The sequence below is a fragment of the Pedosphaera parvula Ellin514 genome (assembly GCF_000172555.1).
Lineage (GTDB): Bacteria > Verrucomicrobiota > Verrucomicrobiia > Limisphaerales > Pedosphaeraceae > Pedosphaera.
In genome coordinates this window covers 19,234-45,298 of the sequence record NZ_ABOX02000004.1, presented here as the reverse complement: position 1 = coordinate 45,298, position 26,065 = coordinate 19,234, and the positions used below count along the sequence as shown (strand labels likewise).

The 26,065-nt window shown below is 52.8% G+C and carries 30 protein-coding genes and 1 pseudogene; 13 read left to right on the top strand and 18 right to left on the bottom strand.

The genetic code is table 11. The features are described from left to right. Window positions 1-7: 7 nt before the first annotated feature. The 10 genes and pseudogenes from CFLAV_RS33900 to CFLAV_RS31785 form a co-directional block, all read right to left on the bottom strand. Window positions 8-154, bottom strand: a pseudogene (locus tag CFLAV_RS33900) (transposase); the annotation flags it as partial. A 54-nt stretch (window positions 155-208) separates the two neighbouring features. Then, the gene (locus CFLAV_RS37545; protein WP_007413340.1) at window positions 209-508 is read right to left on the bottom strand and encodes a DUF6510 family protein; all 300 of its coding nucleotides are present in this window, start codon (window positions 506-508) and stop codon (window positions 209-211) included. Further along, complete coding sequence (locus tag CFLAV_RS03975; protein WP_007413339.1) at window positions 505-1,236, bottom strand: ferredoxin reductase; 732 nt, start codon at window positions 1,234-1,236, stop codon at window positions 505-507. The genes CFLAV_RS37545 and CFLAV_RS03975 overlap by 4 nt, the downstream gene beginning before the upstream one ends. Further along, window positions 1,236-1,838 (bottom strand): molybdopterin-dependent oxidoreductase, encoded by a 603-nt coding sequence (locus CFLAV_RS03970; protein ID WP_007413338.1) that lies wholly within the window; start codon window positions 1,836-1,838, stop codon window positions 1,236-1,238. The genes CFLAV_RS03975 and CFLAV_RS03970 overlap by 1 nt, the downstream gene beginning before the upstream one ends. Continuing rightward, window positions 1,839-2,366, bottom strand: a complete 528-nt coding sequence (locus CFLAV_RS03965; protein ID WP_040546880.1) for a DoxX family protein — start codon at window positions 2,364-2,366, stop codon at window positions 1,839-1,841. It abuts the gene before it with no gap. A gap of 39 nt (window positions 2,367-2,405) precedes the next feature. Next, window positions 2,406-2,831, bottom strand: coding sequence for a cupin domain-containing protein (locus CFLAV_RS03960; protein ID WP_040546960.1), 426 nt, complete (start codon window positions 2,829-2,831; stop codon window positions 2,406-2,408). Between the two features lie 262 nt (window positions 2,832-3,093). Continuing rightward, window positions 3,094-3,987, bottom strand: a complete 894-nt coding sequence (locus tag CFLAV_RS03955; protein ID WP_007413335.1) for an alpha/beta fold hydrolase — start codon at window positions 3,985-3,987, stop codon at window positions 3,094-3,096. Window positions 3,988-4,047: 60 nt separating this feature from the next. Next, a complete protein-coding gene (locus tag CFLAV_RS03950; RefSeq protein WP_007413333.1) occupies window positions 4,048-4,965 on the bottom strand; it encodes an NADP-dependent oxidoreductase in 918 nt (305 codons plus the stop codon). Next, the gene (locus CFLAV_RS31790; protein ID WP_007413332.1) at window positions 4,962-5,333 is read right to left on the bottom strand and encodes a hypothetical protein; all 372 of its coding nucleotides are present in this window, start codon (window positions 5,331-5,333) and stop codon (window positions 4,962-4,964) included. The genes CFLAV_RS03950 and CFLAV_RS31790 overlap by 4 nt, the downstream gene beginning before the upstream one ends. 88 nt (window positions 5,334-5,421) lie before the next feature. Beyond that, window positions 5,422-5,889 (bottom strand): cupin domain-containing protein, encoded by a 468-nt coding sequence (locus CFLAV_RS31785; RefSeq protein ID WP_007413331.1) that lies wholly within the window; start codon window positions 5,887-5,889, stop codon window positions 5,422-5,424. Between the two features lie 308 nt (window positions 5,890-6,197). Here CFLAV_RS31785 and CFLAV_RS03935 point away from each other — a divergent pair, with 308 nt between their 5' ends. Continuing rightward, window positions 6,198-6,377: a hypothetical protein gene (locus tag CFLAV_RS03935; RefSeq protein ID WP_007413329.1), complete on the top strand. Its 180-nt coding sequence runs from the start codon at window positions 6,198-6,200 to the stop codon at window positions 6,375-6,377. 302 nt (window positions 6,378-6,679) lie between these two features. Here CFLAV_RS03935 and CFLAV_RS03930 read toward each other — a convergent pair whose 3' ends face one another. Further along, window positions 6,680-7,564 carry a DNA-3-methyladenine glycosylase family protein gene (locus CFLAV_RS03930; protein ID WP_007413328.1) on the bottom strand — a complete coding sequence of 295 codons (885 nt, stop codon included), beginning with the start codon at window positions 7,562-7,564 and terminating at the stop codon, window positions 6,680-6,682. Between the two features lie 126 nt (window positions 7,565-7,690). Further along, complete coding sequence (ada, locus tag CFLAV_RS03925; RefSeq protein ID WP_150107262.1) at window positions 7,691-8,812, bottom strand: bifunctional DNA-binding transcriptional regulator/O6-methylguanine-DNA methyltransferase Ada; 1,122 nt, start codon at window positions 8,810-8,812, stop codon at window positions 7,691-7,693. Window positions 8,813-8,997: 185 nt separating this feature from the next. On the opposite strand from ada, the gene CFLAV_RS31780 reads away from it, so the two are divergent. The 5 genes from CFLAV_RS31780 to accC all read left to right on the top strand — a co-directional run bounded on the left by CFLAV_RS31780 (window position 8,998) and on the right by accC (window position 14,003). Then, window positions 8,998-10,032, top strand: coding sequence for a DNA polymerase III subunit (locus tag CFLAV_RS31780; RefSeq protein WP_007413325.1), 1,035 nt, complete (start codon window positions 8,998-9,000; stop codon window positions 10,030-10,032). Window positions 10,033-10,071: 39 nt separating this feature from the next. Beyond that, window positions 10,072-11,430: an O-antigen ligase family protein gene (locus CFLAV_RS03915; RefSeq protein WP_007413324.1), complete on the top strand. Its 1,359-nt coding sequence runs from the start codon at window positions 10,072-10,074 to the stop codon at window positions 11,428-11,430. 15 nt (window positions 11,431-11,445) lie between these two features. Beyond that, on the top strand, window positions 11,446-11,880 hold the full coding sequence (aroQ, locus tag CFLAV_RS03910; RefSeq protein ID WP_007413323.1) for a type II 3-dehydroquinate dehydratase: 435 nt from the start codon (window positions 11,446-11,448) through the stop codon (window positions 11,878-11,880). Window positions 11,881-12,092: 212 nt separating this feature from the next. Next, on the top strand, window positions 12,093-12,560 hold the full coding sequence (accB, locus tag CFLAV_RS03905) for an acetyl-CoA carboxylase biotin carboxyl carrier protein (RefSeq protein ID WP_040546878.1): 468 nt from the start codon (window positions 12,093-12,095) through the stop codon (window positions 12,558-12,560). A gap of 60 nt (window positions 12,561-12,620) precedes the next feature. Next, on the top strand, window positions 12,621-14,003 hold the full coding sequence (gene accC, locus CFLAV_RS03900; protein ID WP_007413321.1) for an acetyl-CoA carboxylase biotin carboxylase subunit: 1,383 nt from the start codon (window positions 12,621-12,623) through the stop codon (window positions 14,001-14,003). 124 nt (window positions 14,004-14,127) lie between these two features. Here accC and CFLAV_RS03895 read toward each other — a convergent pair whose 3' ends face one another. From CFLAV_RS03895 to CFLAV_RS03885, 3 genes are all read right to left on the bottom strand, one after another. Further along, entirely contained in the window at window positions 14,128-14,715 is a 588-nt protein-coding gene (locus CFLAV_RS03895; protein WP_007413320.1) for a hypothetical protein, read from the bottom strand. A 143-nt stretch (window positions 14,716-14,858) separates the two neighbouring features. Further along, complete coding sequence (locus tag CFLAV_RS03890; protein WP_007413319.1) at window positions 14,859-15,638, bottom strand: prepilin-type N-terminal cleavage/methylation domain-containing protein; 780 nt, start codon at window positions 15,636-15,638, stop codon at window positions 14,859-14,861. 7 nt (window positions 15,639-15,645) lie between these two features. After that, complete coding sequence (locus tag CFLAV_RS03885) at window positions 15,646-15,906, bottom strand: hypothetical protein (protein WP_007413318.1); 261 nt, start codon at window positions 15,904-15,906, stop codon at window positions 15,646-15,648. Between the two features lie 232 nt (window positions 15,907-16,138). Here CFLAV_RS03885 and CFLAV_RS03880 point away from each other — a divergent pair, with 232 nt between their 5' ends. Next, window positions 16,139-16,924, top strand: coding sequence for a hypothetical protein (locus CFLAV_RS03880; protein ID WP_007413317.1), 786 nt, complete (start codon window positions 16,139-16,141; stop codon window positions 16,922-16,924). A gap of 356 nt (window positions 16,925-17,280) precedes the next feature. Here CFLAV_RS03880 and CFLAV_RS03875 read toward each other — a convergent pair whose 3' ends face one another. Next, on the bottom strand, window positions 17,281-18,057 hold the full coding sequence (locus CFLAV_RS03875) for a formylglycine-generating enzyme family protein (RefSeq protein ID WP_007413315.1): 777 nt from the start codon (window positions 18,055-18,057) through the stop codon (window positions 17,281-17,283). 170 nt (window positions 18,058-18,227) lie between these two features. Here CFLAV_RS03875 and CFLAV_RS03870 point away from each other — a divergent pair, with 170 nt between their 5' ends. The 5 genes from CFLAV_RS03870 to CFLAV_RS03850 all read left to right on the top strand — a co-directional run bounded on the left by CFLAV_RS03870 (window position 18,228) and on the right by CFLAV_RS03850 (window position 23,592). Beyond that, window positions 18,228-20,474, top strand: a complete 2,247-nt coding sequence (locus CFLAV_RS03870; RefSeq protein WP_007413314.1) for a hybrid sensor histidine kinase/response regulator — start codon at window positions 18,228-18,230, stop codon at window positions 20,472-20,474. Window positions 20,475-20,552: 78 nt separating this feature from the next. Further along, window positions 20,553-20,963 carry a hypothetical protein gene (locus CFLAV_RS35925; RefSeq protein WP_007413313.1) on the top strand — a complete coding sequence of 137 codons (411 nt, stop codon included), beginning with the start codon at window positions 20,553-20,555 and terminating at the stop codon, window positions 20,961-20,963. Window positions 20,964-21,010: 47 nt separating this feature from the next. Next, window positions 21,011-21,343 carry a thioredoxin gene (gene trxA / locus CFLAV_RS03860; protein WP_007413312.1) on the top strand — a complete coding sequence of 111 codons (333 nt, stop codon included), beginning with the start codon at window positions 21,011-21,013 and terminating at the stop codon, window positions 21,341-21,343. A 22-nt stretch (window positions 21,344-21,365) separates the two neighbouring features. Beyond that, a complete protein-coding gene (locus tag CFLAV_RS03855) occupies window positions 21,366-22,370 on the top strand; it encodes a type II secretion system F family protein (protein WP_007413311.1) in 1,005 nt (334 codons plus the stop codon). A 70-nt stretch (window positions 22,371-22,440) separates the two neighbouring features. After that, window positions 22,441-23,592, top strand: coding sequence for an aminotransferase class V-fold PLP-dependent enzyme (locus CFLAV_RS03850; protein ID WP_007413310.1), 1,152 nt, complete (start codon window positions 22,441-22,443; stop codon window positions 23,590-23,592). A 35-nt stretch (window positions 23,593-23,627) separates the two neighbouring features. Here the strand turns inward: CFLAV_RS03850 and CFLAV_RS03845 are convergent, their stop codons facing one another. Further along, entirely contained in the window at window positions 23,628-24,062 is a 435-nt protein-coding gene (locus CFLAV_RS03845; protein ID WP_007413309.1) for a universal stress protein, read from the bottom strand. A gap of 9 nt (window positions 24,063-24,071) precedes the next feature. Further along, window positions 24,072-25,451 carry an Nramp family divalent metal transporter gene (locus CFLAV_RS03840; RefSeq protein ID WP_040546949.1) on the bottom strand — a complete coding sequence of 460 codons (1,380 nt, stop codon included), beginning with the start codon at window positions 25,449-25,451 and terminating at the stop codon, window positions 24,072-24,074. 222 nt (window positions 25,452-25,673) lie between these two features. Between CFLAV_RS03840 and CFLAV_RS03835 the strand changes: the two genes are divergently transcribed. Beyond that, window positions 25,674-25,976, top strand: a complete 303-nt coding sequence (locus tag CFLAV_RS03835) for a DUF971 domain-containing protein (RefSeq protein ID WP_007413307.1) — start codon at window positions 25,674-25,676, stop codon at window positions 25,974-25,976. Window positions 25,977-26,065 lie beyond the last annotated feature (89 nt).

The following is a 26,065-nucleotide window of genomic DNA, read 5'->3' as shown; positions in this document are numbered from 1 at the left end:
AGATGAATTAATCCCAGACATAACGTTCGTCGTAGGGGACCTGATAACGTTCCAGGAATTTTCGGTATTCTTCCTGGAAGGTCATTTTGCGGTGATGTTCGGATTGGTTAGAGATGTATTTGATGACGTCATCAGACTGGGAGCAGGAACCGATGATCGATTTCTCAAACAAATCGCCTTCAAGCGGGTAGGGGTATGCCAAAAAGGGTCACAAAGGGGGCGGTTCTTTCGGGAGCCCTGATGTGTCGAGAATCAAACATGTCATGCCACGCAGATCAAGGAACACGCGCTCGCGAGCATTTACAAGACGAAGAAGTACGTGCTGACAAACGGAGCACCGCGCCACGAGGCCGGGACCTTCCATGTATAAATGCGCCTCGGCAAAGCGCTTCATTGCGCCGCAGTGCGCACACTGTCCCCGTGCAGCTGTAACATCCATGGTAAATATGTTGCTCAACTCACCTGCGGCAGCGTTACCGTCAAGATAGTCGTAGTTATGTGAATTCATTTTCGATCTCCCGTGGGTCCAAAGCGCTCCGTCCTGATCTTGTCAGGGCTGTTGCCAGAGGAGCTAAGGAAGCCAGTAACACTTTCAACGAACGATGTGGGGCCGCAAACGTAGCAAGTCGGGACAAGGTTTGACGGCCAGGTGGTATTCGCGATCAGAGCGGCGTCGATGCGGCTGGGCGGTCGCGGCCAATTCTTCGGCGCAATTCGTGTGTGGGCGTACGTAAGGTTCACGGAACCGTTGTGATCAGATAGCGCCTGGAGTTCCTGGCGGTAAAAGACCGCTTCCGGTTCGCGGACGGAATACAACAATCGAAACGGCGCGATGCTGCCCGCCAGCGCGCGCGAGCGAATCATAGCCATGAGCGGAACAATGCCCGAACCCCCTGCTATTAGCTGGATCGGTTCAGTCTGTTGGGAGCGCCACACGAACCAGCCGCCGATCGGACCTCGCAACTCCAGACGATCGCCGACTGCGATTTCTTGCGTGAGATAAGGTGAGACTTCGCCGTCAGGCAGTCGTTCGACGGTTAGTTCAATGCGCCTTTCGGAGTTCGCTGCAGAGGCGATCGAGTATGATCTAACGGCAGAGTATCCATCCGAGGCCGTCAAACGCACGTCAACGTGCTGGCCCGCGACGTGACCTGGCCAATCTGAAACGTCGAGCGTGATCGTCCGCGCCGTCGCCGTTTCATCGTGTAGAGCAACCACTGTTCCGATATGCCACATCACTCGTCCCCCCAATAACGCTGCTCCCGCCACGGGTCCCCATAAAAATGGTAGCCTAGACTTTCCCAAAAGCCAGGTTTGTCCTGGTGCATCAGCGTAAGACCCCGCACCCACTTTGCGCTCTTCCACAAATACAGATGGGGGACAAGAAGCCGTGCAGGTCCGCCGTGTTCCGGTGCAAGATCTTTGTTGTCAAAGCGGAACGCGATCCACGCCTGCTTGTTCCTGAGGTCGCTCAACGGCAGGTTGGTTGTGTAGTCACCGTATGAACGCGCCATTGCGTGAGAAGCATCTGTCTTCACGTCTTCAAGCATGGTGTCGAGGGAAACGCCCTCCCAGGTTGTTCCGAGTTTCGACCATCGCGTGACGCAGTGCAGATCAACCGTAAAGGTCTCGGTGGGCAAGTCACGAAACGACTTCCAGTCCCATCTCCGCAGAACATTCGTACCGTCGTCGATCACAAATTCCCAACGATCGAGTGACACGTGTGGCGTAGGTCCTGCGGACAAAACGGGGAAGTCGGTAGTGAGGTACTGCCCTGGCGGCAGCTTTACATCTGCCGCGCTGCGTCGACCGGAAAAGCCTCGTGAGATGATACCCATTTACACTTCTCCTTTCTTGGTCAAGGTGTCTGATTCCTTCGCTAATTCGCCCTTCTGGAGATCACTGTGCTGCCTATTCCGCCGAACCAATTCGTCCAAGCTGAACGGGAAATCTGTACAAATTCCCAGGAGCAGCGCTCCCCCGGCTGCGGAAAAAACCGAGTAATCCAAAGGCGCCTTTATTCCCAAAGCCATCGCCATCGTCAGTGCAAAGATGGTCAGAAGAACTCCGCTTAGCAAAGCAGTGATGCGAGTTTTCAAACCGAGAACAAGGAGAATGCCGAAGAGAGTTTCAGCGGCCGTGGCGACAAGCGCTAACGCTGGGATCATCGCCGCTGGCAAAAACCAGTTGAGCTTGGCTGTATAACTCACGAATCGGCCGTAGGCGTCGCCCCAGGACACATGGGGCTGTCCATAAACGCCCCAAACGCCAAACCGGCCTGCGACGGCCGAAAGGAACGAGATCCCCAGAGCGAGCCGTAGATATACCGAGCTGAACTTCGCCAGTCCAGTCCATCGTGGGTTCATGGTTGCCTCTCGGTTTGGGTTCGATTCCATTTCACGCACTTAGCGAATGGCATTGGCTTTCTCCTCAGCCACAGTTGGCGGAGCACCTGTCTTTTTCACAAAGAAAACGAGAAGCGTCGCGGGTTGCGTCGTACTCGCGTTGCGAGTCACGATGTGTACGTCTGTGGGCGATTCGTAAAAGGCTTCGCCGGCGTGAACTGTCTGTGCTTTACCGCCTTTCAATTGCGTAACGACACTTCCCTGTAGCACGTACGCAAAGACATCTGCTTTATGTCGATGCGTCGGAACGACCTCGCCCGGAGCGAGAACGACTGTTTCAATTAGGCCTTCTTTCCCAGGCACATCCGGAAGCTCTCTCCTGAATAGAGGTGTCTCTTTTGCCACGTGGGTATCTGCGCTACTGGATGCGAGCAGTGGAAAAAGCAACAACGGACACAGCAACAATGGAAACAACAACTTCTTCATGTTATGCATCGCTTCTGTCCTTTCCGTGATGTGCTGCGATAACCGGCTTACTTCTGATGTGAAATCCCAGCGCCTCCAACCCTTTAGATCGAAGAGAAGAGGAGGTTACGCGTTGGACGGAAAAGGTCTGTTCTTTTCGGTGGACACACCTAAGGTCCGACTTCGTCAAACGTCTAACTTTCAATTCCGGGTCCTTCCATTGCATATCCGATGGAGAGGATCCAAAATCAAAAGAGATCTCCTGGCAACGCGCTTTCAATACTTATTTCTTGTTTATTGTTCGGTCGAGAAACTCATGCATCAACGACCCAATGCGATCCACTTCTTCTTCCAACGCAAAATGGCCCGTGTCGAGAAGATGGAGCTCTGCGCTGGGAATATCTCTTTTAAAAAGTTCAGCACCCTTCACCGTAAAGATTCCATCGTTTTTGCCCCAAGTGATCAGCGTGGGGGGCTGTTGTTTACGGAAATACTCCTGCCAAACGGGATAGGCATCCAGATTCCTTTTGGCTTTGTAGAGGATTGAAAGTTGGATTTCCTTGTTCCCCGGTCGGTCCTGATAAGCCTGGTCGATCACCCAATTGTCAGGGCTGATCTTCGACGGATCTCTGACACCATGCAGATAATGCCACTTGGTTCCTTCAATCGTCAGAAGCCAGTCGAGTAGAACTTGAGCATTCTTTTCGCTCCGATCTTCCCAATAGTCAGATAATCCCTTTTTTAAGAACTCCTTATTTATGGCTTCAACATAGGCGTCTCCGTTTTGGACGATCATGGCGGTCACTCGTTCGGGATGCATGACAGCTAAATGGAAGCCAGCCGATGAACCTATGTCCGAGAGGTATAGCGCATATGAAGAAAGATTCAGCTTTTCGGTGAACTTTTCGGTCACAGTCGCTAACCGTTCGAAGGAATAGTCGAAATCGTTGACCGACGGTGATGAGCTTTCGCCATATCCAGGAAAGTCTGGGGCAACGACATGATATTTATCGGCAAGCATGGGAATCAGATTGCGGAACATATGAGAAGACGACGGAAAGCCGTGCAAGAGCAGAACGGTGGGAGCATCCCGGGGACCGGCTTCGCGATAGAAGATTTCCAGCCCCTCCACGTTAAGCGTGCGATAGAAAACGGTCGGTGTAATCGTGTTCGACATATAAACTCTCCTTCGGCGCGTGAATTGCACCTTCGTGGGCGTTAGGCATTCCCCGAGTCCTCACGAATGAACGCGGATGATCGTCTTTCCCTTGATCCGCTCGGTCGGGTTGAGGGCGGCAACCGCATCGTCGAGGGCAGCCACTTTGCCGATGTTCGTCCGCAGCCGACCATCCCGGACCCGCTGGACGAGCTCACTCAATTGGGCGCGATCGGGTACGACGACGAAGTCGATAGTCAGGCCGCCAGAGGGCCGCGCCTCGGTCGGGCCGGTGACGGTCACCAGCGTTCCTCCGGCGCGAATCACGCCCGCAGACCGCTTCGCGATGTCGCCGCCGAGGACATCGAAAACCAGATCGACTTTGCCGACGTCTTCCAGGGCGCCCTTATCGAGGGCGACGAACTCCTGCGCGCCGAAGTCGAGCGCCGTCTGACGGCCGGCAGCGCGCCCGGTGCCGATGACGTACGCGCCGGCCTCACGTGCGAGCTGGGTCGCCATCGAACCGACCACGCCGGCCGCACCGTGCACCAGGACGCTCTGCCCCGCCTGAATGCGACCGTGCTCGAACAGCCCCTGCCACGCAGTCAGGCCCGCCATCACGAGGGCCGCGCCCACGGTGAAGTCAACGTCGCCCGGCAGCGGTGTGAGGCTGCGTGCCTCGATGGCCATATACTCCGCCAGCGTGCCGTCGCGATACCAGTCCGTGAGGCCGAACACCCGCTGTCCAATCGACAGCCCCGTCGTGCCATAGCCGAGAGCGGTGACCACTCCGGCCAGCTCGTGTCCGGGGGTTGAAGGAGTCCGGTCACGGCCGGCGCGATCGGTCCAGGTCGAGGGCCACGTCAGCTCATTCCCGGTGAATCCCGACGCATGAATCTGAACAACGACGTCGTTTATCGCCGCCTGCGGCTCGGGCCGCTCCACCAGCTTCATCCCGGCCGTTCCCGCAGCCTGGTCCGTCACCACGATCGCCTTCATCGTCCGCCTCCCTGTGTTGTGAAGCTCGGCCAACGGCTGCCGATGTCGAGTTTATCCAGACTACCGAAATTTCGCTCCGCGCTTTCGACAAGTGCGGCTCCGGCTAACTGATAGACTGCGGCAGTTCCACTTGTCGGGTGCGCTCCTAAATGGAATTTGCCCGAGGCGAGCGGTTTCGCCGGCGAATTCACCGCCTGCGTAGTCGGTAGTTCTTCGTGGACCCGTTGCTTTATGAACAGACGTTCCGGACGGAACGCGTACCAGGCCGCTGCGAGCAAAACGGCAATCACAAGGAGAATGATTTTGTATCTCTTCAATTGACTGACTCCCTTCAATCGTTTGTAAGCCGGATGCAAGGATGTTGTCATTCCTCACATTCGCGCTCGCTGGCGGCGGATTGCGATTGCACGGTCGCCAGCGGCCCGGAATCCCGGCTTACCAATTCACTTAATTACCTTATAGATATCTAATCCTGTACTTTCTGGAGAGTGCATCAATTTGCTCTTCTGATGGCTCTCCAGCTGCATATAGAGCCGCCAGTTCCACAAAATAATTATCAAACTGGCCCGGTAATATAGTGTCCAAAAGCCTGCTGGGCTTGTTCCCAATGTTTGTAAAACCATGAGGAATTCCTCTTGGCAACAATGCCATGACACCTGGAACCGCTTTCATCTTTTGGTCTCCAAGCGTGACTTCAAGTTCCCCTTCCAGCAGATAAACAAGCTCATCCTCGCGTTCATGAACATGAAGCGCTACACCTTTTCCCGGAGGTGTAACGAACTCCATAACAGAAAAAACACCGTTTGTGGCACTGCTCTTAATTTTGTGAAGGGTTTTACTGCCAGCGATGTTTAATTGCTCACCGGAGCCGGGTGGAACAACAACTGGCTCCTGGTGCGATTTCTCTACTGTAGATGTTTGCATACGATTTTTCCTTTTTATTGAACTGTTATCCTCGAATCTAATCAGGCAAAGTCAGCTAGTGTCCCGACTTGACTTGCAGCGGACTGTTCCGGTGATGAAGCTCTCGAGCTTTTCAAACGGCATCTCGAGATTGAGCGGGTCGGCGCTCCGAAGAATCCTTCCACCGCATAATTTTGGATCATTCATTTTTCATCCTTTGCAACGAAGTTTGCATGGAATCTGTTCTAACCTCCCATCCTGAATCATCCACAAGACCAGATTCATGACAATAGGGTGAATACCTGGCTTCCGTTTGTCGTGGGCGCTGAATGTGCTCGCAACCGGATTCAACCGGGCAGGAGGATACATTTATCAAATTTCTCCACCAGACAGTTGCTGCCAGCGCGTCCGTGATTGGCTTTTTGAGTGTCGCCAAGGCGCAGGACACGGCGGAGGAAACTTTTCCGCCGGCATTCACACAATTCTATTACGATGAGGATTACAGCTAGTCGGTTTTGCTGTCCTGGCCCGGCTCGGTTGGCGCAGACGTTCCAGCTAATAGATCACTTGTTGTTTCCGCACGATTGATAGCCTCAGCCTTTTCCACCGATAATGGATTGCGGGCACGAGGTGTTGAGTCGTGGAGTGCGTACGCGTGTTGAGGCAAAAGGTGGATTAAAATTCTGGGCCATGTCAGTGCGGCGCTCATGGAGGTGCTTCCGGACGGGCAGCTCGCCCCACCTACAAGCCTGGCGGTGGGATTGAATCGTTGATCGCGTGTGCGATGGAAGTTGAGAGTCGAGTCGAGGTTTCAGGCGGCGACATGGAGGCTTTTCCAGAGGTGGGCGGCGGTCATGGAGCGATGTGGGCGGTAGCGTTGGAGAAGCGTTTCTATCTCCTTGATAGTTGGTTTGGTAGCTGAACCGCTGAGGCGATTGAGGGCATTCCGAATAGCGGCATCGCCGTGGAGGGAGCAGTCGGCGAAGGCGAAACCACGGAGGAGGGTGTAGTTGACTGTCCATGGGCCGATGCCTTTGATGGCGAGCAGGGCGGCTTGGATTTCTTCGGGAGAGTGGTTTTGCCATTCGTCCAGTGGCAGTTTGCCGGAATCGACGAGTTGGGCCATGCGAACCAGAGTTTCAGCTTTGGCGCGTGAGAATTTGAGTTGTCCCAGATGGTCGGGATTGAGTCGTGCGACAGCGGAGGCATCTGGGTGGCACCAGAGTCCGCTGGAATGCTTCGTTCCGGCGAGTTGGATGAAGGAACGTCGCAGTGTTATGGCGAAGGAAAGATTGATTTGCTGGCCTATGATGGCCCAAGCCAGAGCTTCGAACGGGGTGGTTGTGTGCGGAATGCGCAGGCCGGTTTGCTTTTGAACCAACGAAGCGAGGAGGTTGTCCTCCTTGGCCATGGCCTCGAAAGGTTCTGGATCGATGCGGAGTGCGAGGAGGTTGCGGGCGATCTGTTGTAGCGTGGTGCGTGTTGCGTGTGGGAGGGGGCGATCGGCTTCGATGCGGCAGTTGGCCATGTTCTTTGCCAGAGAAATATCGAGGACAAGCGGGATGGCTTCGAACACGAATGCTTTGCGGATGCGGTTTGGTTCCAGGCGTTCGGCGAGTCCTTCCGGGTCGCGTGCTTGAAAGGCCATGACCTCGCGGCTGGAATAGTTTGAGGGCAGTTTTAGTGAGAAGGACATGATTCGGGATGGCCACAAAAAGGCACAAGGGGCACGAAAATCAGAAAAAGGAAAAGCAAGGATGCATTCTGTTTCATGGAAGTTTGGTGCATGTTGTGGCTGGGTTGGTCTACGTGGCTGTTGCCTTCACTTTTTTTGGTTTTTGGTGACTGCGTGTTCTTGTTTGAGAAGCTGGCGTTTGCGTTCAACGCCCCAGCGGTAGCCGGTGAGACTGCCGTTGGTTCCGATTACGCGGTGGCAGGGGATGATCGCGGCGATGCGATTGGTTGCGCAGGCGCGGGCAACAGCGCGGACCGCTGAGGGTTGGCCGATCCGGGCGGCGACTTCGGTATAGCTGGCAGTTTGTCCGACCGGAATTTCTCGCAAGGCCTGCCAGACCCGTTGTTGAAAGGCGGTACCCCGGATGTCGAGGGGCAGATCGACGCGGGAGGCCGGGTCTTTGATGTGGTCGACGATGGCCTTGACCCAGGTATCGAAACTGCGGTCGGCTTTCTCGAAGGAGGCTTTGGGAAAGTTTTTCCGCAGATCCTCTTCAAGGAGGGCTCGATTAATGCCGAAACTTACTGAACAAATACCGCGTGCGGTGCCTGCGATCAATGCGAGTCCGAGGGGACAAGCTGCGAAGCCGTAGCGGATGACAGTGCCGTTGCCACCCTTTTGATACTCGCCGGGCGTCATGCCCAAAGTCTCGGTTGAGCGCTCGTAAAACCGGCTGCTGGAGTTGAAGCCTGCGCCGTAGATGGCCTGGGTAACGGAAGGTTGCGAACGCAATTCGGAGCGGACGCGTTCGTTTCGATGCGCGGCGAAATACTGCCGCGGCGTTACCCCAACAGTCTTTTTGAAGATTCGATGAAAGTGATAGCGGCTCAGACCGACGGCATTGGCAAGTTCATCGAGGGAGGGAAGGGGATCGGAAGTTTCGATGATGCGACAAGCCTTGGCTGCGGCATCGGCGTGCCGCTTCGCGAGTGAAGCACCAGTCGGTTGGCAGCGTTTGCAGGGGCGAAAACCCGCGCGCTCGGCATCGGTGCAGGTATCATGGAAGGCGATGTTTTCGCGTAAGGCGAGCCGTGAAGGACAAGCAGGCCGGCAATAGACGCCGGTGGTTGCGACCGAATAGACGAAGTGCCCGTCAGCGTTGGGGTTGCGTTGTTGCACTGCAAGCCAGCGTAGATCGTCGGTGTCGTAGCGATTGAGAGTGAGTGGATCTTTACGATGCACTTTATTAATTTGAGGTAATTGTAACATATTCACAAGGTCAGGATAAAATGGATGGCTGGTGTGCGCACTCCGCTGGTTGCTTTCAAATTCGAGAGCTTTTAGTTTGAAAAATGCGGTTTTTCGATCCTGGGCAAGCATAAACATGGATTAAGGTTAGCGATTAGTTAGTGACTTGGAGCAGGGTGAGAGCTTATAAAAGTTTAAGAATTGCGATGTCGTTTAAAGATTTTCCAGAGCAGAAGCAGCCGGTGACCTTGCTCCAGCGGAGTTTGGAGCGGGGACGGCTGGCGCACGGTTACCTGTTCAGCGGTCATTCCCTGGGGGAATTGGAGGCGTTGGCACGGACGTTGGCGAAGACGCTGAATTGCCAGGAGCCGGTGCGGTTGGTGCCGGGCGGTCCGGCGGTGGATTGCTGCGACAAGTGCGTGAACTGCCGAAAGATCGATGCGGAGAATCATGCGGATGTGCATTGGGTACGGCCGGAGTCGAAGTCGCGGGTGGTGACGATCGATCAGATGCGGGATTTGATGCAGGAGATCAACCTGAAGCCGAATGAGGCGGAGTATAAGGTGGCGGTGATAGTGGCGGCGGATCGACTGAATGTGCAGGCGGCGAATGCATTTTTGAAGACGCTCGAGGAGCCGCCAGCGAAGTCGATTTTGGTTTTATTGACGACGGAGCCGCAGAAGATTTTGGAAACGATTCTGTCGCGCTGCCTGCGGTTGAATTTTGCGGGCGAAGGAAACAAGGCTTTGGCGGCAGCGCAGATGGAGTGGTTGAGGGCTTTCAGTGAATTGGCTGCGGAAGAGCAGAAGAGCTTGTTGGGGAGGTATCGATTGCTCGGGGTGTTGCTGAAGACGCTGGGGGAGTTGAAGGAAGAGATTGAGAAGGCGCTGACCGCACGGTCCCCGCTGGAGCGTTATGATGATTTAGATCCGAAGTTGCGGGACAGGTGGGAAGAGGAGTTGTCGGCAGCCATCGAGGCGGAATACCGGTTGCAGCGTGCGGATGTGCTGGGTTTGCTACAGTGGTGGTTGAGGGATGTCTGGCTGCGGACGATGCCGTTGGAGGGCGCAGAACTGCTGAGTTTCCCGGAATTGCCGACGGCTGCACAGGTGGCGAAGCGGATTTCGTCAGAGCAGGCAATTAAGAATTTACAGGTGCTGGAACGGATGCAGCGATTGTTGGGGTCGAATGTGCAGGAGGCACTGGCGTTGGAAGTTGGGTTGCTGGAACTGCAGTTGTGAGGAGGAATGGAGTAAACTTCAAACCTCAGTGAGTAATCCATGAGCGTGGAACAAAAAAACAGGAAGGTGGAATCTGCGCCCAAGGTGGAGAGTGGCCCGTTGCCAAATGTCTTCGCAGGATTGTTTGGATTGTTGTTGGGGTTGGCGTTGGTGAAGTTTGGCAATCCAGTGATAATGGAAAAGCTCGTTGATCCGCCGGCGAATTTTTTGGAGATGATTTTAAACCCGTGGCCGGCAATTTGGGGTTATTGGTTGCTGGCCGGGGTGACGGTGCTGGGATTGATGGTGGCGAAAAGGGAGACAAATGCACCGAAGTTCCTGGTGGCATTGCCGCTGGCGTGGCTGGTTTGGGAATTCATAGCCGGCACGAGTACGGTGGATAAGGCACTGACACGGGCGACACTTGCCCATTTTACGACTTGCGTGGTGTGCTTTTATTTGGGCTTGTTCTCGCTGAGTCGTGTTCGAGCAATCGGATGGTTTTGGGGTGGGCTGTTAGCAGGGTTCACGTGGGTGTTGATCGTGGGATTTCAACAGCATTTTGGAGGGTTGGAGGAAACAAGACGCTACTTCTACCTCTATATATATCCAACCTTGAAGACAGTGCCGCCGGAGTTATTGAAGAAGGTTTCAAGCAATCGAATTTTTGCCACCTTGTTCTATCCGAATGCCCTGGCTGGAGTGATCCTGCTGGTGCTGCCGCCAACGTTGGCGTTTATATGGTCGCTGCGAGAGCGTTTAACAAGCGGTGCGAGGGTTTTTTTGATGGCCCTGTATGGCGTGGCGGCATTGGGATGTTTGTATTGGTCGGGATCGAAGGGCGGGTGGCTGTTGATGCTTGTGACTCTGTTGGTGGGTAGCTTTTTCATGCCGATGAAACAGCGAGTCAGATTGGCGATTGTAGGGACCTTCATGGTTTTGGGGGTGGCAGGCTTTGCATTGAAATACCAAGGCTTCTTCAAAAAGGGGGCTACGAGCGTGGTTGCACGAGGAGATTATTGGCGCGCAGCGGTTGAGACGACAAAGGTGCATCCTGTGTTCGGGACGGGGCCCGGGACATTTGCAAAGGCTTATGAGAAGATCAAGAAACCCGAGTCCGAGATGTCGCGTCTAACTCATAACGATTACCTGCAACAGGCATCGGATTCCGGTGTATTAGGTTTCCTGCTGTATGCCGCTTTTCTAAGCTATTCGATCTATTTTATTTATTCGAGAACAGATATCCGTGGCCATTGGCTCAAGTTGGGTGTTTGGCTGGGCTTGTTAGGTTGGGCATTGCAAAGCACTGTTGAATTTGGGCTTTATATTCCAGCCCTGTCCTGGATTGCGTTTGGGTTCATGGGATGGCTGCTGGGGCAGGTGCCGAATCGCATCGACAGGCAACATTCGACTGGATAGGTTTTCCTCTCAGAAATGAAAATACTTTTTCTAAATGGTCCAAATCTGAACCTGCTCGGACAAAGAGAGCCTGAGGTTTATGGACGGACTACGTTGGCGGACATAGAGGCGATGGTTCGGGACCGTGCCGCCAAGCAGAAAGTGGAGATTGAATTTCGCCAATCCAATTTGGAAGGGGAGTTGGTCACCTGGATTCAAGAGGCCAAAGGGAAGTTCGATGCCATCGTCCTAAATGCTGCTGCCTACACCCACACCAGCATTGCGTTACGGGATGCAATCAGTGCGGTTGGGATTTCTACCATTGAAATTCATTTATCGAACGTTCATGCGCGCGAGGAGTTCCGGCATACATCGCTCATAGCGCCGGTTTGCCGTGGTGTTATAGCTGGATTTGGCGCAAACTCCTACGTTCTAGGGTTGGAAGCCGCTATTATCGTTAAAGCGGTCTAAATCCATTCAGAAAATGACCTTTAAACGCCTAATTCTCTTGAAATCCAAGTGCAATTAAGGGGCAGATTTTACGACTTGACGCCTTTTCTCCCCCTGTCTACTGTGCCACCCACTGAATAACGAACTATGCAGGACTCGTAATAGTCGCTGCTTGGAAAAATTGATCCGATGCGGGGAAGCAGGCGGATCAAAACCTAAACGAAAGCGGGTTTGTGGACTTAAAAGACATAAAAGCCATCATTGATTTGATGAAAAAAAACTCCATCTCGGAGTTTGAACTGGAGCGTCAGGAATTTAAGATTAAACTCAAACGGGGTGGAAATGGGGTAGTCGCCACTCCCCAATACGAAGATGTTTCGGCAATCGGCTATGCACCTCAAGTTTCTCTCCCAGGAGCGGGCAGCTCTTCCTTGCCGCAAGCCCCAATTGGCACTTCTTCCGAGACTGAGATCAAATCGCCCATGATCGGCACTTTCTACCGGGCTCCATCCCCCGAAGCAGCCAATTACGTGGAAGTTGGCACCGAGGTTAGTCCTGATACCGTGGTTTGCATCATTGAAGCCATGAAGGTGATGAACGAAATCAAAGCCGAAGCTCGTGGAGTTATCACCCAGATCATGGTCGAAAACGCCAAACCCGTCGAATTTGGGCAACCACTGTTTAAAATTCGTCCTCTATAAGTCATTATCTCCGAGCGCTTGATTGCACACGCAACGCGATAATTCAGAATAGCTTTACCCATGTTTGAAAAAGTCTTGGTAGCCAACCGCGGAGAAATTGCCGTCCGAATTATTCGCGCTTGCAAAGAGTTGAACATCCGCACCGTCGCCGTTTATTCCGACCAGGATGCCAACTCCATGCACGTCCAACTCGCCGATGAAGCCATCTGCATAGGCAAGGCCCCCAGCAACGAGAGTTACCTCCGCATCGATCGCCTTATCAGCGCCGCTGAAATAGCCGATGTCGATGCCATCCATCCAGGATACGGCTTCCTCTCCGAGAACGCCCATTTTGCTGACGTTTGCGAAAGCTGTAACATCCGCTTCATCGGACCCAGTTCGCGGGCGATGAATGCGATGGAAGACAAAGCTGTCAGTCGCTCCCTTGCCAAAAAAGCCGGTGTCCCCATCCCGCCTGGTTCCGAAGGCATCGTCGAAAACGAACAAGAAGCCCTCGTCGTCGCCAAGCGCATCGGTTACCCCGTCATGATCAAAGCTGTTGCCGGTGGCGGTGGCCGTGGCATGCGCGTGGCTCACAACGACATCTCCCTCGTCAAAGGCTACCACACCGCCCGCACCGAAGCTGAAAAAGCCTTCGGCAACTCCGGCGTTTACATCGAGAAATTCATCGAGAATCCTCACCACATCGAATTTCAAATCCTCGGCGACAACAAGGGCCACATCATTCATCTCGGCGAACGCGATTGCTCCATCCAACGCCGCAACCAAAAAGTAGTCGAAGAAACCCCGTCGCCCCTCATCGAAGGCAAATTCCGCAAGCTCCGCGACAAAATGGGCAAAGCCGCCGTCAAGATCGCCGAACTCGCCCATTACACCAACGCCGGCACCGTTGAATTCATCGTCGACAACAATGGCAACTACTACTTCCTGGAAATGAACAAGCGCATCCAGGTCGAACACCCCATCACCGAGGAAGTCACCGGCATCGACCTCGTCCGCTACCAGATCATGATCGCCATGGGCGAACCCCTCCGCCATTCCCAGAGCGACATCCAATTCAAAGGCCACGCCATCGAATGCCGCATCAACGCCGAAGATCCCTTTGACGAATTCCGCCCGTGCCCCGGCCGCATCGAAATGTATTACTCACCCGGGGGCAGGGGAGTCCGCGTCGATAGCCATGCCTACGCCGGCTACACCATTCCGCCCACGTATGACTCCATGATCGGCAAACTCATCACCTACGGCAAAGACCGTCGCGAAGCCATGGACAAGATGAGCCGCGCCCTCGGCGAATACATGATCACCGGCGTCAAGACCACCATCTCCTTCCAGCAGGCCATATTGCAGGACCCCAACTTCCGACGCGGCGTCTACTCCACCAATTTCATCGAGCAACTCCTCAGCGGCGCCCGGCGCGAACTCATCGAAGAAAAAGCCTAAGCCAACCTCCGTTGCCAGAGTTGCGGAATTCGCCGTAACTCTGCGTACTGCTGCGAAGCGCCCGTTCCATCCCGTCCGCCGATTAGAGTCATTACTTTGGTTGGCCCCCCTTGTTGTGAAGAATTCAATGGTTCAACTTCTTCGGACTGTAAGCCTTAGGATAAGATGCTTTAAACCTCTTCGGCACGACAACATTAACGCGCTGTTTCATGTAGTCGATAATTTCTGCTGGCGTGTTTGTAGCCAAGAGCCACGGTTCCTCAACTAGTTTGCGCACCTGATCTGGAGGTAAGTGGAAGAATTCTCCACCAGTGCAAACAACATAACCATACTTACCATCGTAGTTTTCGGGCGGAGAAATGATCAAGGCGGCCCTAGGAACTTGTTCGGTATTATTACCTGCATAAATATAATCGGTCCTTTCTTCAATCGAAGCGAGAGAACCAGCTCGGCTTCCAGTCCCCGGACATACAAAGAGATTGGTATCCACAGGAACTGTTATCCCAGAAAAACTATGTGGAAAATGATCGCTGTCACCCATTGTGTCACGAAGATCAAACATGATTTGTCTCAGATTGTTGCTCACGACATTCTCGGTCGATTGCATACCATTCGGACTCAAAGACAAGTTTTGCGAATAGCCAGAAATCACCCAACTGAGCATCGCAAAACAAATTAGGGCTATGCTTTTTTTCAATCCGCTCGTTTTCATTTATTTGGTAGATTCTTTACTGCAGTCCAACACCTTAAAGGAGTCGGCCCAAGTAATGACACTTATTTTAGATAGTTTTGGTTTTATTTGAGGTTGGGAAGGATTGCAATGAGTGTCATTACTTTGGTTTGCCCCCTTTTTGATTACCAATAGAGGTTGGTGGCGGCGGGCGCCGGGTAGTCGGCCAGGTTGGCGCTGATGGCAGGTGGGAAAGCGAAGAATGCAACATGCCCATCGCCAAAGAGAATGTTGAAACGCCGCTGGCCCTTATAGTTGTGCCACCATGTGCTTGGATCGTTGGTGATGTTATTACCGGGATATTCCCAAACCCAATCGCCCTGAATGATTTTATTGAGCGGACTGGCCGCAATGTCGCTGCCTTTGATGGGCGTGGCGCCGTGGGCATAATTCGGGTCTATTTCCGCAGTAATGTGTTGTACGCTCCAGCCGTCCACGTCGTGTTGTACGCAGTAACTATTGCCATAAGCGACGAAACAGTTATTTACCTGGTAGATGGCTTCGCCCTTGTCGGAAGGACACCGCCAGACCGAGGCTGCGGGAACATATTTATTCAAAACCCGGTTGGTATAGTCGGTGGTGACGCCGAAAGCGGCGGCGACACCTGGAGCAAGGGCGGGATAGGCGCCCTGTTGGCCTCCGGCTGACGCCCAACCTCGAATCCAGGGGTACGAATCATTATTATCGCTGACATACATCTGCCAGCCCAAGCCGATCTGATGCTGGTTGCTGGCGCACTGCGCCCTGTTGGCCCCATTTTTTGCCCGGTTCAGTGCTGGCAGCAGCAAGGCAGCCAGGATCGCGATGACGGCAATAACGACTAGCAATTCTATTAAAGTGAATGCCAAAGTCACCGCTAGTCGTAAAGGGGGCGGTCCAACGTAATTACACTTGTTTTCGATCATTTTGGCTTTATTTGAGATTGGGAAGAATTGCGATCAGTGTCATTACTTCGGTGCCCCCTTTTTCGTTAGTGGGAATGGGGCCGCAGGTTTGGCATTTAAGCGGGCTGAAAGCTGAGGCAATCAGAGCTCCAATGAGTCCAAAGAGCATGCCGGCACCACGGTTGGCGTCGCGTTTGAGTTTGCCACGGCAACGTGAGCACCAGTAACCGGTCGGAACAGGCGGAGGGCTCTGGGGCATCGGAGGCGTTGCATTCTGATGGTGGTTCATAGCTTCTTTGACGGAAAATCTACAAATGTGGCTTTGGTGAGTCGAGGAGCAAATGGTTGCGATTTTCTGCGGACTCAGTTGAAATATAAGAATGAATCAAAGGACATCTGGCAGTGATGACACGTCAAAAACATCCCCAGATTTTTCCTGCAGAAAGCTCCGGTTTGCAAAGACTGCGGCAAAAATTTGCTTCTGGTCGCCGTTCGCGGGACTGCTGACTGTAATTAGCTGTATGACACTGTTCGAACCTCTCCGTCTCAGCGAATCTTGGAAAACAGCGGTTCTTCTAGCGACTGCTTCCCTCTGGCTTTGTGGGATTTGTTTCGGAGTCGTAGCCATAAAAGAAATGAAACAACATGGCTCGAAAGGTCTTTTTTGGCGCTCATTGAGCGGTATGATGATGAATGTGATGCTTTTAGGGGCGATTTCTTATGGACTTGTCTACCGGCATCAATGGTCCGTCCAGTATGCAAAAGCGGAAACTCTGGAGCAGAAACTTGCTAACGAAACCTGGCTGTTTTCGAATGCATACAGCACGGCTTACGCAGCGCTAACAAATCCACCAGTGTTGAGTATGGTTTTGGTTAAGGAAAAGGCAGATTTGGAAGCGCGGAAGAAGGCGACGCTGGCATGTATTGCGGCAAGCCAAGAACTTATAGCTTTCTGGACAAGCGCTGCTGCCCGCCTTGCAGAGGAATTGTCTCGTGCCAACCTTTCTCCCGACGTAAGGAAGGAATATCTGCAAGATTTCATTCGGTCGGCTGAAATAGACAAGCCCGAGTCACTCAAATATAGGAAAGTACAGCTTCTGCGTGAACAGGCTATTTTAGGTTATTTAAATCTGCTCGAACAAAACTGGGGGAAATGGACCTATGATCCAAAAACCCAATCTGTCCGCTCCACCGACGGACAGTTTATGGAGAACTTCACGCGAGACTTGGAGAAGGTCAATGAGTTAACAAGTGAGCTAAAACAGTTAAAGAAGCAGTTGGAAGAGCGAAGAGCAGTGAAAATTTGAAATCACCTCTGTGAACCTGGAAATATGATACCAACGCGCAACAAATCATTTTCAAAGATGATATCAAGGGGTCACACCAGAATGGCACTTACTTAAGACCCAAAATTTTGGCACTCAGGTTCTTGCGGTGAGTGACTCCGGGGATGGTTGCAAAGAGAATGCGGCGCGATAATTGTTCCATGCGTTTGAGGATGGCGCGGGCGGTCCTAAAGGGGGCACGCATTAGGACATTGGGTCAAGAGATAAAAAGGTATCGGTCCCAATTATTTTTCTTTTGGGTCAATTACCGCTGCCGGAGAGCAGGCCCATGCCAATCCAAACACAAACGCATCATTTCATTTCTGATTCAGCAGCTACTACTTCTTCCCCGACTGGACCAGCAAACAGCGAAAGCCAAAAGTATCCTTGCGTTCATCCGGTCGGGCGTAATATCTGAAATCAAGCCGCAGATTGACACTAATCCAATCCTGCCACGAACCACCGCGCAGCACGCGATAAGGCATCGCCGACCCCAGGCAAAACTCCATCACATTTCCTCGAACGTCATATAAACCCAGGCTGTTCGGCGCCAAACTCCCCACCGGACTCGTGCTTGACCGCGACCCATTCGCGCTCGTCACCGCCTGGGCCAGGCTCGCATCCGCCACCAATCCCTCCCATTGCCCTTCCGTCGGCAAGGTGTAACTAAAACCCTCCGGCAACTTTTTCTCCTTCAATTCCTGTTCCGTAAGCTTCTGGCAAAACTCCACCGCATCATCATACGTCACACTATCCACCGGCAATCTCGCTCCTGAAAAATGGCTCGGAGCGCTACCCATCACCAACTGATATTCCCTCTGCGTCACTTCATATCGGCCAGCCCAGGAGCCACCGCCCAGCTTAACAAACTCCATCCCCACACTATTCGTGTAAGGATCCCCCGGCATTTGCGGAGTCGCATTGGTAACCAACACCGGGACAGGAATCGTCACCGCCCCAATGGCCAGATTTGTCTTCACCAGCACCGTATTGTTCGTCACCACCTTGCTCAACTTCAGCTGGTTCGTCTTAACCTGCTGCTGCCCATCGGCCGACCTGGCCACCCAGCCGGACAAAACAATCAACCCACAAATCGCTGCAACCTTAAATCTCATATCATAACGTTAGCATATAATGGGCCAATTCGTCCCATCCTCCTGCTGCCACGTTAGCTCCAACATGACCCGGCGAAATCAGGCCCGGATGCCTGCAGTTTGCCAAAAGCAAGGCTTTACGATGAACTTGGCATTCAACCAGCTAATGAGCTTGAGCAAAAAGAACATGCATGTATTGGTTCACTAAGATTGGCCCGGATCTGCATTTTACGCGCGAATACCTGAAGGCGGGCGTCTTGGTTTCTTTACTGAGTGTCTGGGTTTTAGTCGCATTGTTCTATTATCTGAACCGCTACACCAAGCGACGCTACTTCAGCATCTGGACGGTGGCCTGGTTGTTCTACGCCTTGTGGATGAGTCTGAGCTTCGGCTTTCAAGCCGCCGGAGAGCCCATCCAGCTTATGCTTCAGCAATGGAGCATCGGCATATCGGCAGTCTTTCTTCTTTGGGGCAGCCTCGCCTTTCTGGGACATCCGGTGAGACAATCCAGTCTTGCGTGGTTCATGGTCTTTCTCCTGGTTTGGAGCTATATCGGGGCTTATCATTTAAAAAGGCCTTTGGAGATGCAAATACCCATCCTCTGGCTGATCGCCATCGCCAGCTTCTTCACGGCCTACAGTTTTTTTAAATATCGTCGCAAACAGCCTTATGTCGGAGCGACTCTCCTCACCATCGGCTTTTTCCTCTGGGGGTTTTATATGGCTGCTTATCCCTTTCTCGAAAGAGCGGAGAATTGGACCAGCCTTGCCCTCTTTAGTTCTGCCGTTCTCCAGCTAACCCTGGCGGTAAGCATGATCATCCTCGTTCTGGAAGAAGCCAGGCATACGCTCCAGATCATTGTGAGCCAGGCCCAAACCCGGATGGAAGAGCGTGATGCCCTCGCATCCAGGGTTATTTCCACGGAAGAACGTTACCAGAAGCTCTTTGACCAGGCAGGCGAGGCCATTGTGATCACCAGCGTTGATGATTTTCGAATTTTGGAGATTAACCAGGCTGGCGAAAGATTGCTGGGCATCCAACGGAACGAAGCCGACCAGCATTACTTGATCACATTTTGCCATGTGAAGGACTCCAGTTCAGCCATTCCCCAAAACAGCGGGGAATGGTTTCAGTTCCTTTGCCGCCAGCGGCCTCTGAACCTGGTGCGCAAGAATGGTGGCATTGTTTCGTTGGAGGTAAATGTCAGTCAAATCAGTTTGGACGGCACTCCCGCTTATCAATTCTTTCTTATCGAATTAACCGAACGCGCCCGCCTGGAACAGCAATTGCGCCAGGCGGAAAAGCTTTCCGCCTTGGGCCAGATGATCTCAGGTGTGGCGCATGAGTTGAATAATCCGCTGGCGGTCGTCAAAGGGTATCTTGAACTCGTCCTCGCCCACCATGAGGTGAATCCTCAAACCCGCGCTGATCTTGAAAAAGCCGCTCATGAAAGTAATCGCGCCGCAAAGTTGGTCACCAACTTTCTCTCCTTCGCGCGGGAACAACCGGCTCACCGGGAACTGATCGTTTTCAATGAGCTCATCAGCCGGTTGGTCGATTTTTGGAAACTGGACGCCTCGATGGCAAAAACTGAAATGATACTCGAGTTGGATCCCGAGCTTCCTCCCGTATTGGCCGATCCGGATCAAATCCAGCAACTGCTCGTGAACCTCCTGAACAACGCCGTACAGGCCATGGCTGATATATCTGGTCCCGCCAGGCTAAAGCTCCAAACCCGGAGGGTGGGGGAGAAAGTGCAAATTGCGGTGGAAGATAGTGGTCCCGGTGTTCCTTTGCATCTGGCCACAAAAATTTTTGAGCCTTTCTTTACCACCAAGGAAGTTGGCACCGGCACTGGATTGGGGTTATCCATCGCACACAGCATCATGACCGAGCATCAAGGCCGCATCTTCTATCAGGCCGCATCATTGGGTGGTGCCGGGTTTGTTTTGGAGTTCACCGCCTCACAACCCAATCCTCGTGAGCGGGTATCTTCGGGCGACACGGCGATGTTCACCCGGGCAAACGCGATTCTCAAGTCGTGCAAAGGCAACATCCTGGTTTTGGACGATGAAAAATCCCTGGCGGAAATGCTCAGCGAAATGCTTGATCTGCTCGGCTATACGATTACCACCTGCCATGTTGCCACGGATGCGTTGGAATTGATTGAAACACAGGATTTTGACCTCGTGGTTTCAGATTTTCGTATGCCAGGAATCAACGGCCAGCAGTTTTACACCATGGCGGTGCATATCAAACCAGAGCTGGCACGCCGAATTATTTTCGTTACTGGCGACGTGGTAAACACCGAAACCAAGGCTTTCCTCGAGTCCACTGGCAATCCTCACCTGGCCAAACCCTTCAATCTTAGCAACGTGAGCCGCGCGGTTGCCGAAGTGATTGAGAAAAATCGCGAGGAAGTCGCCCTCCCAAATTAATGCGGGAACTGGCATTTAAGGTGGAATAAGAGTTTGACAGTCGGACGGCACAACTTTAATTTGGCCTAAAGACATACTATGGCAGATCAAAATCCAAGTTTGCCCGGCGGCGCGGTTCCTCCTCAACCGCCCGAAGGGGCCAAGGTTCAACCTAAAAAGGAAACGGTTCGCATTAACCTGCCGCCAAAGCCTTCTGCAGCTCCAACGATTAAACTGCCGACTTTGCCTCCGGGCGGTCCTTCTGCAGTTCCTGGCGCTCCGGCTTTTACCACGGCTCCGACTGCTGCTCCGGCAGCACCTGCCGCTGCACCTCGCATTGCCGCCGCTCCTGTGGCTGCTGCACCCGCCCAGCGTCCGGTTCAGCGCGCCCCGGTGGCACCACCGAAACCTGCGCTCAGCACCATCGATGTGGTGCTCGCCATTGCCGCTGCAGTAGCCGGCCTCGTTGCCGTAGGCAGCACGGTCTATTGCATGAGCCTCTTTACCTAAGCCGGTATCGCCCATCATAAATTAACATTTAGAAGACGTACCAAAAAATGGCATCTCCCAATATTGTAGTTCTGACCATAGAAAATTTTGAACAACAAGTTCTTCAGGCCACCGCACCTGTTTTGGTGGACTTCTGGGCAGAATGGTGTGGTCCCTGCAAAATGATCGGCCCGATTCTTGATGAACTGGCTGATGAATATGCCGGCCGGGCAATCATTGCGAAAGTCAACATTGATGACCATCAATCGCTCGCCACTCAGTACGGAGTCCGGGCGATACCAACGTTGCTATTGTTCCACAAGGGACAAGTGGCTGAGCAGATGGTCGGGTTGCGCAGCAAACGCGATCTCAAGGCCAGCTTTGACCGTGTCACTGCTTGACCTGTGACCGCTGAGAGGGAGTATGGCTGCCATCAACACTCCCTCCTCCATTAGAAAGCGCGCTGAGCTTTACCATCAGATTGCTCAGCTCGTTGCTTCAGGTATCGGATTGATCTCAGCGCTGCAACTTATCCAGCGCAATCCCCCTTCAACTGCATTTCGCAAGCACATTGAGCGCGTGCTGGAGCACTTAAACCATGGCTCGACCTTTACGGATGCCATGCGTGCCACTGGGTCATGGCTGCCATCCTTTGATGTTTATTTGATCGAGGCCGCCGAGAACAGTGGTCGCCTGGATTCAGTTTTTAAGATGCTCGGCGATTACTATGCCGACACCGCCAGGCTTCAAAAGCAAATGCTCTCCGACCTTGCTTATCCAGCACTGGTTCTGCACATGGCCGTTTTCTTGTTTCCCTTGATCGATTATTTTAAAAACGGCAGCGGCGCTCTCTTCCTGATTAAAACCGCGGGTGTGATAGTTCCTCTTTATGCAATCATTTTCGGCCTGCTTTATGCATTTCAGGCTGAACGTAATGAAAAGTGGCGCGCCAGCCTTGAACGTGTGCTCAAGGTGGTTCCGGTTTTTAGCACAGCCCGGCATTCCCTGGCGCTGGCGCGTCTGGCCGCCGCTCTTGAGGCACTTATTAATGCTGGAGTAAACATTGTTCCGGCATGGGAAATGGCTGCTGCTGCCAGCGGTTCACCTGGTCTGGTTCGTACCGTGATGGCGTGGAGAGCGCGGATTCTGGGTGGACAAACTCCCGCCGAAGCAATTCGTCTGGTTCCCAACCAGTTCCCCGACGTTTTTACCCAGCTTTATACGAGCGGAGAAATCAGCGGTCAACTGGATGAGTCCTTGCGCCGTATCTACCGGTATTACGAAGAGCAGGGCAGGGCGCGGATGAGTTTTCTGGCGAGTTGGGTCCCGCGAGGTCTTTATATGGCAATCGCGCTTTTTGTCGGCTACAAAGTCATCACGTTCTACCAGGGATACATCAACCAAATCCAACAAGCCGGTGGATTCTAACGCGGCCCCCGACCTTTTTGCGGATTAACTGGCACCTTGCACATTCCGACTGTTTTCTTAATTTAATTCCATGACTTTATCCGAACTGCTTTCAAACGAAGAGCTGCGTCAGCACGAGTTTCCCGTGGCCCGCGAGAAAATATTTCTGGCGCATGCCGGGGATTGTCCCTTGCCGAGACGCGTCGCCGAAGCGGTTGCCAAATACGCTCAACAATGCACCTTGGGCGATCAGGAAACGTTTGTTTACCCTCAGATTGTGGAAACTGGCCGGCAGTTGGCATCTCGGTTAATGAATTCCAGGCCGGAAGAAGTTGCTTTCGTTGGTCCTACTTCACTCGCACTCAGCTTTATCGCTGGCGGCCTCAAGTTTAAAAGGCACGATAATATACTGGTCTATTTCGATGATTATCCATCGAACGTCTATCCCTGGATGGCTCTGGCGAACAAAGGGGTTCAAGTCAGGCTGATTAATGTTCGCGAACTCGGTGTCATTCGGCCCATTGATGTTCTTGGGCAGGTCGACGAACAGACGCGTTTGGTCGCCCTGGCCTCCTGCCATTTTGTTGCGGGCTATCGCATCGATTATCAGGCCATCGGCAAAGCTCTGCATGATCGCGGCATTCTATTCTGCCTGGATGCAATCCAAACTCTCGGCGCGTTTCCCACCACGGTCGAACATGTCGATTTCCTCGCCGCCGATGCGCACAAGTGGCTTCTCGGACCGTGCGCTGCCGGATTGATGTATGTGCGTCAATCGTTGCAGGAAAAGTTGGATCCACATGTTTACGGCTGGAACAATGTTCGTTGCCCCAATTACGTGGCTCAGGAGCAGATTGTTTATCGCCAAAATGCCCAGCGCTTTGAAGTAGGCTCGCACAACTTCTTTGGCCTCGTTGGATTGCATGCAGCCATGGAACTAATCCTTGAAATCGGCGTTGAAAATATTGCCGCCGAACTCTTGCGCAAACGTGCCTGGCTGGTTCCTGCATTGGAAGCCAAAGGTTATAAAGTCCTCCAGGCAAATGCTGGAACGGTTAATGCCAGTGGGATTGTCACGTTTCATCGACCCGGAACAGACCTGCCCGCCTTGCATCAGAAGCTCGAGACGGCAAACATTGTAACCTCGCTGAGGGCCGACCGAGCCGGCCAGCGTTACATTCGCCTGTCACCTCATTTCTATAACACCGATGCAGAGTTGCATCGATTGTTGGAATTGCTCTGAGACTGCCAGGTGGTTCCTGAGCGGGGGCGGGCAATTCAAGCCCGCTTCGTTCCGGCTCTTACCAGCAGGATGGGAATTGTGGTTTTGTGCCGGACTTCGTGGATCGTGCTCCCGAGAAAAATGTCGGCCAGCAGGCGATGACCATGAGTCGTCATGGCGATCAAGTCGCATCTTTCACGCTCTGCCGTTTTTAATATTTCCGTGGGAGGATCTCCCATCGCCAAATGCGCTGTAACTTGTAAACCGGAGGCACGCAGTTTTTCAGCCGTTTGTTCCAGGTAGTTTCGATCGACTATAATCTCCTCCGAGTCGGCCAGTTGGAGTCGATCATAGTTGCGCGCCACCCACCCGTCCGCAACATGCACTAAAAGTAGATGCGAATTAAACTGCTTCGCCAGCTCTGTTACATGCGGCAGCAAACTTTCGTCTGCCTGGCCATTCTCCAGGGCTACTAAAATTTTCCCGTACATGAATGTCCTTCAATGGAACAGTCGTGCGATGAGCTGCGTAAGTCCGGACCAATCCAGCAGATACTTCAAATTCAATACCACAATGATACCCGTGGTTAGCCATGCCAACACCTTGAGCCAGGTGGGATTTACAAATTTACCCATTTTCTTCCGATCGGAGGTGAAAATAACCAATGGAATCACCGCGAACGAGAGCTGGAGACTCAAAACCACCTGGCTAAAAATCAGTAGCCTGGCCGTCCCGCTTTCACCATAGAGTGCCGTGCAGATCACCGCCGGAATAATAGCTAATAAACGGGTCAAAAGTCTTCTCACCCATGGACGCAGCCGAAGGTTGAGGAATCCTTCCATTACAATTTGTCCGGCCAGGGTTCCGGTTAAAGTTGAGTTCTGGCCGGATGCCAGCAACGCAACGGCGAAAACGGTGCTCGCCAATGTCGCACCCAGTGTTGGACTCAGCAACTTGTAAGCATCCTGGATTTCCGCCACTTCGTTTTGTCCATGACTGTGGAATGCAGCTGCGGCAACGATTAGAATGGCTGCGTTGATAAACAGCGCGAACATCAGTGCCAGCGAAGAGTCCAAAGTCGCAAATTTTATTGCTTCAGCCCTTCCCTCGGTGTTCTGCTCATATTTTCGCGTCTGAACGATGGAGGAGTGCAGATAAAGGTTATGCGGCATCACGGTTGCACCTAATATTCCAATCGCAATATAAAGCATCTCCTTGTTCCTGATCACCTCGAGTTTCGGAATAAACCCTCCCAAAACTGCTGTTACATCAGGACGGGAAAGGATGATTTCGATCAGAAAACACCCTCCAATGGAGAGGATAAGCACTATTACGAGGGCCTCGATGTAGCGAAAGCCTTTGTTTTGCAAATACATGACGGCAATGACGTCCAGTGCCGTGATGCACACGCCCCAAAGGATCGGTATCCCAAATAAAAGATTGAGCGCGATTGCTGATCCGATGACCTCAGCCAGATCACATGCAGCAATGGCAATTTCGCAAAGCAGCCAGAGCGTCAGAACCACTGGCTTGGAATAATGATCACGGCATGCCTGCGCCAGGTCGCGACCCGTTACAATGCCTAGTTTGGCGCTGAGCGATTGGAGGAGGATCGCCATCAAATTGGATAAAAGTATGATGCTAAGCAGGGAGTACCCAAACTTTGATCCTCCAGCCAAATCTGTAGCCCAGTTGCCCGGATCCATGTAGCCGACGGCTACCAAATAACCTGGTCCAGAAAAAGCCAACAGCTTTCGCCAGAACCCAAGCTCTTTGGGAATGGCTATCGTACGATGTGCCTCCTCCAGACTGGGAGTCTGATTCGGCAAACGCCAGCCATCTTCCGTTCCCTCGGAAGCTGCCTGGTTATTTGCTTTCATTTTGAGCCGGGAAGCCATGGCAATTACGGACGCAACGTAAAGTTAAAAAGATACTCCTTTCTGTGGCACCGTGAAAACTTCGTGTTCCATCGCATTGTGATAAGCTAATTGATGAAAACTTTGAGTCAATAAAAAAAGTTAGACTAGGCTATATTATTGGTCATGTCCCATCTCAGTGTTAAGGGGTGGACGCATATGGCTGTTCAAAGTTAACTTTGAGTCATGCGACCGCTGGATATACAACCGATTGGCAATGAACTCGCGATTAAATGGGAGGATGGGACTGAATCTTTCATCTCTTTGGAAAAGCTGCGTCGTCATTGTCCTTGTGCCGGGTGCAAGGGCGAAATGGACGTGATGGGAAACGTCTATAAAGCTCCAGATCAGCCCCTGAACGCCCGTGCCTTTCAGTTGCTGCGGATTGCAAACGTAGGGAGCTACGCAATTCAACCAGTTTGGGCTGATGGTCATGCCACCGGCCTTTATACTTTCGATTACCTTCGGAAAGTGTCGCAGGCAGATTAATTCTTTAGCAGGGCAGGGCGGTGACCTGATGGTAAAACAGTCACCCGTACAAAGCAAAACCACCGTTCTTACTGGAAGAACGGTGGTGC

What these genes read in the sequence shown, in the direction of transcription:
- CFLAV_RS03875 (WP_007413315.1), bottom strand. Translation starts at nt 18,057, where the DNA reads ATGAGATTTAAGGTTGCAGCGATTTGTGGGTTGATTGTTTTGTCCGGC.
- ada (WP_150107262.1), bottom strand. Translation starts at nt 8,812, where the DNA reads ATGTTACAATTACCTCAAATTAATAAAGTGCATCGTAAAGATCCACTC.
- CFLAV_RS03870 (WP_007413314.1), top strand. Translation starts at nt 18,228, where the DNA reads ATGTATTGGTTCACTAAGATTGGCCCGGATCTGCATTTTACGCGCGAA.
- CFLAV_RS03955 (WP_007413335.1), bottom strand. Translation starts at nt 3,987, where the DNA reads ATGTCGAACACGATTACACCGACCGTTTTCTATCGCACGCTTAACGTG.
- CFLAV_RS03930 (WP_007413328.1), bottom strand. Translation starts at nt 7,564, where the DNA reads ATGTCCTTCTCACTAAAACTGCCCTCAAACTATTCCAGCCGCGAGGTC.
- aroQ (WP_007413323.1), top strand. Translation starts at nt 11,446, where the DNA reads ATGAAAATACTTTTTCTAAATGGTCCAAATCTGAACCTGCTCGGACAA.
- CFLAV_RS03835 (WP_007413307.1), top strand. Translation starts at nt 25,674, where the DNA reads ATGCGACCGCTGGATATACAACCGATTGGCAATGAACTCGCGATTAAA.
- CFLAV_RS03850 (WP_007413310.1), top strand. Translation starts at nt 22,441, where the DNA reads ATGACTTTATCCGAACTGCTTTCAAACGAAGAGCTGCGTCAGCACGAG.
- accC (WP_007413321.1), top strand. Translation starts at nt 12,621, where the DNA reads ATGTTTGAAAAAGTCTTGGTAGCCAACCGCGGAGAAATTGCCGTCCGA.
- CFLAV_RS03890 (WP_007413319.1), bottom strand. Translation starts at nt 15,638, where the DNA reads ATGATCGAAAACAAGTGTAATTACGTTGGACCGCCCCCTTTACGACTA.
- CFLAV_RS03935 (WP_007413329.1), top strand. Translation starts at nt 6,198, where the DNA reads ATGTGCTCGCAACCGGATTCAACCGGGCAGGAGGATACATTTATCAAA.
- CFLAV_RS31780 (WP_007413325.1), top strand. Translation starts at nt 8,998, where the DNA reads ATGTCGTTTAAAGATTTTCCAGAGCAGAAGCAGCCGGTGACCTTGCTC.
- CFLAV_RS03970 (WP_007413338.1), bottom strand. Translation starts at nt 1,838, where the DNA reads ATGGGTATCATCTCACGAGGCTTTTCCGGTCGACGCAGCGCGGCAGAT.
- CFLAV_RS03975 (WP_007413339.1), bottom strand. Translation starts at nt 1,236, where the DNA reads ATGTGGCATATCGGAACAGTGGTTGCTCTACACGATGAAACGGCGACG.
- trxA (WP_007413312.1), top strand. Translation starts at nt 21,011, where the DNA reads ATGGCATCTCCCAATATTGTAGTTCTGACCATAGAAAATTTTGAACAA.
- CFLAV_RS03845 (WP_007413309.1), bottom strand. Translation starts at nt 24,062, where the DNA reads ATGTACGGGAAAATTTTAGTAGCCCTGGAGAATGGCCAGGCAGACGAA.
- CFLAV_RS03950 (WP_007413333.1), bottom strand. Translation starts at nt 4,965, where the DNA reads ATGAAGGCGATCGTGGTGACGGACCAGGCTGCGGGAACGGCCGGGATG.
- CFLAV_RS31785 (WP_007413331.1), bottom strand. Translation starts at nt 5,889, where the DNA reads ATGCAAACATCTACAGTAGAGAAATCGCACCAGGAGCCAGTTGTTGTT.
- CFLAV_RS35925 (WP_007413313.1), top strand. Translation starts at nt 20,553, where the DNA reads ATGGCAGATCAAAATCCAAGTTTGCCCGGCGGCGCGGTTCCTCCTCAA.
- CFLAV_RS31790 (WP_007413332.1), bottom strand. Translation starts at nt 5,333, where the DNA reads ATGACAACATCCTTGCATCCGGCTTACAAACGATTGAAGGGAGTCAGT.
- CFLAV_RS37545 (WP_007413340.1), bottom strand. Translation starts at nt 508, where the DNA reads ATGAATTCACATAACTACGACTATCTTGACGGTAACGCTGCCGCAGGT.
- CFLAV_RS03895 (WP_007413320.1), bottom strand. Translation starts at nt 14,715, where the DNA reads ATGAAAACGAGCGGATTGAAAAAAAGCATAGCCCTAATTTGTTTTGCG.
- CFLAV_RS03885 (WP_007413318.1), bottom strand. Translation starts at nt 15,906, where the DNA reads ATGAACCACCATCAGAATGCAACGCCTCCGATGCCCCAGAGCCCTCCG.
- CFLAV_RS03855 (WP_007413311.1), top strand. Translation starts at nt 21,366, where the DNA reads ATGGCTGCCATCAACACTCCCTCCTCCATTAGAAAGCGCGCTGAGCTT.
- CFLAV_RS03840 (WP_040546949.1), bottom strand. Translation starts at nt 25,451, where the DNA reads ATGAAAGCAAATAACCAGGCAGCTTCCGAGGGAACGGAAGATGGCTGG.
- CFLAV_RS03915 (WP_007413324.1), top strand. Translation starts at nt 10,072, where the DNA reads ATGAGCGTGGAACAAAAAAACAGGAAGGTGGAATCTGCGCCCAAGGTG.
- CFLAV_RS03880 (WP_007413317.1), top strand. Translation starts at nt 16,139, where the DNA reads ATGACACTGTTCGAACCTCTCCGTCTCAGCGAATCTTGGAAAACAGCG.
- CFLAV_RS03965 (WP_040546880.1), bottom strand. Translation starts at nt 2,366, where the DNA reads ATGAACCCACGATGGACTGGACTGGCGAAGTTCAGCTCGGTATATCTA.
- CFLAV_RS03960 (WP_040546960.1), bottom strand. Translation starts at nt 2,831, where the DNA reads ATGAAGAAGTTGTTGTTTCCATTGTTGCTGTGTCCGTTGTTGCTTTTT.